Raw genomic sequence first — 449 nt, 5'->3', positions numbered from 1 at the left:
AGGCCGAGGGGGATGAGTTGGATCTGAGCAAGGTTACAGCGGGCGCGACATTCCGCGCCGGGGTGTGGGCGTTCATGAAAAATGGCCAGCCGGTGTGGGCGGAGCTTAAAGGTAAAACCTCTCAGGGGGCGGAGCACAATCGAGTGTTATGGCGAGTGCCCGGTGCCTCGGTCAATCAGACGTGGATCAATGCGGGTAAATATGAGCAGACCATTCCCTACAGTTATTTGAAGGATCTGGGGCACGACACGGATCTGGAGCTGCATTACAAACTGGCACTGACCTCAAGTCAGGTCGAAGCGGACGCGATTGTCGGGCCGGTGAAGGCCTACAAGATCAAGGCTGTGGAAGATGTGAAACCGGAAATCACCTCGGTGAAAGACTCCAAAGGCGTAGAAATTGTGCACGACGGTGGTACGGTCGATCCCGTTGTAACCTTGACCGGTACC

Annotated in this window: 1 protein-coding gene; it reads left to right on the top strand. The window is 55.9% G+C overall.

What is annotated here, in order from left to right; genetic code table 11:
- Window positions 1–17: 17 nt before the first annotated feature.
- Window positions 18–449, top strand: a 432-nt coding sequence (locus ACW9IR_RS29645) for a hypothetical protein (RefSeq protein WP_457466167.1), incomplete at its 3' end; no start/stop codon positions are given.

The organism is Pseudomonas sp. SDT291_1_S447 (assembly GCF_054070155.1).
The sequence above is the reverse complement of the archived record's forward strand: the minus strand, read 5'-3'. Positions and strand labels throughout refer to the sequence as shown.